Origin of the sequence: Marinobacter sp. (assembly GCF_041686475.1) — a bacterium.
GTDB lineage: Bacteria > Pseudomonadota > Gammaproteobacteria > Pseudomonadales > Oleiphilaceae > Marinobacter.
Genome location: NZ_JAWLDU010000115.1, coordinates 1 through 4,408 on the forward strand (window position 1 = coordinate 1; position 4,408 = coordinate 4,408).

At 57.4% G+C, this 4,408-nt stretch carries 5 protein-coding genes; 3 read left to right on the top strand and 2 right to left on the bottom strand.

Annotated elements, in window-relative coordinates; all coding sequences use genetic code 11:
* Positions 1-32: 32 nt before the first annotated feature.
* The gene (locus ACESMB_RS14795; protein ID WP_372927136.1) at positions 33-497 is read right to left on the bottom strand and encodes an ATPase; all 465 of its coding nucleotides are present in this window, start codon (positions 495-497) and stop codon (positions 33-35) included.
* 158 nt (positions 498-655) lie between these two features.
* Between ACESMB_RS14795 and ACESMB_RS14800 the strand changes: the two genes are divergently transcribed.
* The 3 genes from ACESMB_RS14800 (at position 656) to ACESMB_RS14810 (ending at position 3,285) form a co-directional block, all read left to right on the top strand.
* Complete coding sequence (locus ACESMB_RS14800) at positions 656-1,729, top strand: beta-N-acetylglucosaminidase domain-containing protein (protein ID WP_372927135.1); 1,074 nt, start codon at positions 656-658, stop codon at positions 1,727-1,729.
* Between the two features lie 102 nt (positions 1,730-1,831).
* On the top strand, positions 1,832-2,368 hold the full coding sequence (locus ACESMB_RS14805) for a macro domain-containing protein (protein WP_372927134.1): 537 nt from the start codon (positions 1,832-1,834) through the stop codon (positions 2,366-2,368).
* 65 nt (positions 2,369-2,433) lie between these two features.
* On the top strand, positions 2,434-3,285 hold the full coding sequence (locus ACESMB_RS14810; RefSeq protein WP_372971964.1) for a DMT family transporter: 852 nt from the start codon (positions 2,434-2,436) through the stop codon (positions 3,283-3,285).
* Between the two features lie 20 nt (positions 3,286-3,305).
* Here ACESMB_RS14810 and ACESMB_RS14815 read toward each other — a convergent pair whose 3' ends face one another.
* A complete protein-coding gene (locus ACESMB_RS14815; protein ID WP_372927132.1) occupies positions 3,306-4,325 on the bottom strand; it encodes a ChaN family lipoprotein in 1,020 nt (339 codons plus the stop codon).
* Positions 4,326-4,408 lie beyond the last annotated feature (83 nt).

Consider the following 4,408-nt stretch of genomic DNA (forward strand, 5'->3'; position numbering starts at 1 on the left):
CCGAACCAAGTGCAAATTCCAGTTTCCTTGCATCAGAGATCATTCATCCTGCCGATCTGGCTGGCCAATCTCATGGCCTCGTGTTCTTCCATCGCCTTCATTGACTCGACCAGCTCTTTTGCCTCCGGAATCTCTGCCTTGCCAGCCAGGCTGTCGTAAAGATCGATCAGCTGGTCGTGAAAAGCGAATATTTCCCGCTCAATACTGTCAAAATCAAGATTGGCGTAATGCCCGTCGCAGCTCTTGTGTGCCTTTATGTGCTTGTGTTCTTTATCCAGATAATCGTAGATTCTGGTCTTCAGGGCCTTCGGGTCGGCCTGTTTATCGAATTCATCAGTAATCCGCGCCAGTTCGGATTCATGTTTCGCCAGGTAGTCCAGGAGCGAGCTGGCGCGTTCGTCCTGATTATTCGTTGAGCACTCTGACAGGCATCGGGAGAGGTTGGTATGGAGCTCTCGGGCCCAGATGATCAGGTCTTCAAAGGTTTTTATGTCCATTCTCTGCGCTCCTTCGTCGCACATTATTTTGGTGAGCTGTTATTGAAATACTGATTATGCGAGTTTAGCGGAGTTCAGGGCCAATATGCGATGACCACGATCAGCCCCTGCGATAATCCTGGTAATACTTGATCTGTACCTGAAAGGTGGGAGAACCAATGTCAGAACAACCTCCGCTCGGCATTATTGAAGGCTTTTACGGTCCGCTCTGGAGTTGGCAGGAGCGCAGACAGGTCGTGACGGCACTGGCACCCCATGGATACCGGAATTACTGGTACGCTCCGAAGGCGGATGCCTTTCTTCGACGCCGCTGGAGTGAGCCTCATCCCGATCCGGTGGCCAGTGAACTGGCTGATTTTGCCGGTTTCTGTCGCGTCCAGAACGTGCGATTTGGCGTGGGGCTGAGCCCGTTTGAAGTCTTCAATAACTTTGATCAACCTGCGAAAACGGCGCTGGCGAACAAACTGGCGGTGTTCGATCAACTGGGCGTGACAAACCTGGCCATCCTGTTTGACGATATGCAAAGCGATACACCGGATCTGGCTGCCCGCCAGGCGGATATCATTCACTGGGTGGCAGAGCGAAGCGGCGCCGAACAGTTGACAGTGTGCCCGAGCTATTATTCTGACGACCCGGTTCTGGATCGGGTGTTTGGCCAGCGCCCGGAGCACTATCTGGAGCATCTGGGCAGGGCGTTGGATCCATCAGTACAGGTATTCTGGACGGGCGAGGAAGTCTGTTCCCGTGAAATATCGCCGGGGCACCTGCAGCGGGTTTCTGAAGCGCTGGGGCGCAAACCGGTGTTGTGGGACAACTACCCGGTGAACGACGGTGACCGGATGTCTCGCCATCTGCACCTACGGGGGTTTACCGGCAGGCCAGCGGCCAATAGAGCCTATATTGCGGGCCATGCCATCAATCCTGCGTTGCAGCCTACGCTGACGACCATCCCTGCCATCACCCTTGCCCGGAGTTATCGTCAGGGGCCGGGATATCAGTATGGCCAGGCTTTCCAGCGTGCCGCCGAAGAAGTGTTGGGTAAGGATCTGGCGCAGCAGGTCTCAGCTGACCTTCTGATTTTGCAGGATGCGGGGCTGGAAAGAATCAGCAGTGAGCGTCGCCGGGCACTGACTGAATGCTACCGTCGCTTTGATCACCCGGCTGCCGCGGAAATTCTGAAGTGGCTGGCGGGGGACTATCAGGTGACCGACGAAATGGTGCAGACACAGTAACTCCGCACTGATGATCAGTCGTTTCAGATACGGGTTCATAGTGGCCACTACCGTCGGGTGAGCCCCGTGGAGATGGTTCTGCAGAGAACTTAGGAGATCCCCATGGCACAGATTGAACTGCACGGAAAAACCGTGGAATGCGTACGCGGTGATATCACCCGCCAGGACGATATCCAGGCAGTAGTCAACGCGGCCAACGCCCAGTTGATGCCCGGTGGCGGTGTCGCCGGCGCGCTGCATTCTGCGGCCGGGCCCGGGCTGGCGGAGGAATGCCGCCCCATGGCCCCGATCCGCCCCGGCGAGGCTGTTATTACCGGTGCCCATAACCTGCCAAACAGGTTTGTCATCCATTGTCTGGGGCCGGTGTATGGCGTTGATGAACCTTCTGACCACTGGCTGGCGGAATGTTATCGCAACTCCCTGGAACTGGCGGACAGCAAAGGTGTGGAGTCCGTTGCGTTCCCCGCCCTATCAGCGGGAGCGTTCGGTTATCCGGTGGAAGGCGCAGCCGAGGTGGCAATGGCAACAGTGAGGGAGGTTCTCCCGAGGCTGGAGAATGTAACGCGGGTGCGTTTCGTGCTGTTTGGTGTCGCTGACGAACAGGTCTTCAGCAGGTGTCTGTTATCGACCATCGAGTAATAAGCAGTTTTCCAGGAAGCGCCTACACTGGATAGGTTCCAGTCCGTCTGCCCGGGAGTGTTGTCTTGTCTCGATTGCGACCCTTGTTACTGACCGCCGTTGCCATGACTGCCTTTGCCGGCAATTCCCTGCTCTGCCGTGCGGCGTTGCGTGATACCGATATCGATGCCGCCACCTTCACCAGTGTCCGTCTGGTGTCCGGCGCGTTGATGCTGTGGTTTCTTCTCAGTCTTCGTGGCGACCGCGCACCCATGAAGCAGGGATCCTGGGGTTCCGCACTCGCACTGTTCGCCTACGCCGCTGCCTTCTCTTACGCCTATGGTGGCCTGTCTGCGGCCATGGGTGCCCTGCTGCTGTTTGGTGCGGTTCAGGCCACCATGATCAGTATCGGTATTATCCGTGGCGATCGCCCGCACCTGTGGCAGTGGGCCGGTTTTGTGGTGGCCTTTTCGGGTCTGGTGGGGCTGTTACTGCCTGGCCTTACGGCGCCACCGTTATTCAGCTCTGTGCTGATGATCGGCGCAGGCATCGCCTGGGGTGTCTATTCGCTGCGGGCAAAAGGGGCCGGTGAGCCCACAGCCGTCACCACTGGCAACTTTATCCGCGCCGTGCCCATGGCCCTGGTGCTCAGTCTTATCATGATGACCAGTGCCACCATTGATATGGCGGGCATGGGTTACGCAATTGCGTCCGGGGCAATTGCCTCGGGCATGGGTTATGCCGTCTGGTACATGGCGCTGCCGCTGTTGCAGGCAACCTCTGCGGCCACGGTTCAGCTCAGCGTGCCGGTGATTGCCGCCGTTGGTGGCGTATTGCTGCTGAACGAGCCGCTGACCCTGAGGCTGGTGGTTGCCGGTATCGCCATTCTCGGCGGCATCGCTATTGTGATTCGGGCGGGGCAGAAGAAAGCGGCGTGATTGCCCGGCCCGCGTTCTGCTCAATCGCAGGACAGGTCGGGCGAATTGCGGAATTGCTCCATGATGGCCTCACGGTGGCGGTCTGTATCCCGGTACTCCTGCGGAAGCGGCTGCAGGAAATAGACAAAGTCGCCTTTTCCACCGTGGGTCTCCAGCAGGCTGTCGAGATCATCACCTGAGCGCCAGAACACCGGGCTGACCACGGCAACCTCGAGATCCGGGCGTTTCTTCTCCAGCACCGCAACCATGCCCAGGCGATCCTCAGAGTGGAATGTGCCGGTGAGATGGATCACCTGGTGATCAGGATGGTTCTCCAGCGCCCTGATTACCTGGTCGGCCATTGTATTGTCCCGTAACAGCTGGGCCTTGTAGCTGCTTTCCAGGCGTTTGTTGTTGGCAGTCTCGCCGTGTTTTGAACCATGGTCTCCGCCATGGCCTGAGCCAAGAGCCTCAAAAAACTTCCGGCGATAGCCCGGGGTATCTATAAACGGATCATCCGGCAACTGCCTGCGTTGCGCCTGGTCCAGATGTTCAAGGTAGGACTCTCCGGTGCGGCCAATGCACCGGACAATATCCGCCGGTGCGTTGGCAGCGACCACAGGAATATTGCGGTTTCTGGAGAATTCGATAAGAGGCCGGTAGGAAGCCTTGTAGTTGGGCCAGGCGTCGGTATCTTCAATAAGTTCTTCTTCGCCGGACTGCCCGGCGAGATACCTGTCCAGCTCAGGCTGATCATCCAGGGTGAACTGCTCCATGCTCAGAACCTGAGCGGGGCGTTGCTGGTAGAGTGCCGACTGCATCAAGGCTTGCAGGAGATGAGCACCATGGTGCCCGTGGTACTCTCCGATGACGATCACATCGGCCGTTGCCAGTTCTTTTGCCAGACCGTTGATAGAGAGCAAACTACCTTCGTTGTCGGCAATGATAGAATCGTACTGGGATTGTGGCGGTACGGTTTCTGAGTTGCCGGCGGGGTTGGATGCGCAGCCTGCGGACAGCAAGCAGGCGAGTGTTACGAGAGTGCGGGAATAGTTCGTCATAACTGTTTATACGATCACGAAACGCAGTTGGCTGTCAGCCTTTTGTTGTTCTGGTTCACTGTTCGGGATATTCAATGCCTCAT

Excerpts from the sequence above, each read along its gene's own strand:
- ACESMB_RS14795 (WP_372927136.1), bottom strand. The coding sequence starts at position 497 with ATGGACATAAAAACCTTTGAAGACCTGATCATCTGGGCCCGAGAGCTC.
- ACESMB_RS14800 (WP_372927135.1), top strand. The coding sequence starts at position 656 with ATGTCAGAACAACCTCCGCTCGGCATTATTGAAGGCTTTTACGGTCCG.
- ACESMB_RS14805 (WP_372927134.1), top strand. The coding sequence starts at position 1,832 with ATGGCACAGATTGAACTGCACGGAAAAACCGTGGAATGCGTACGCGGT.
- ACESMB_RS14815 (WP_372927132.1), bottom strand. The coding sequence starts at position 4,325 with ATGACGAACTATTCCCGCACTCTCGTAACACTCGCCTGCTTGCTGTCC.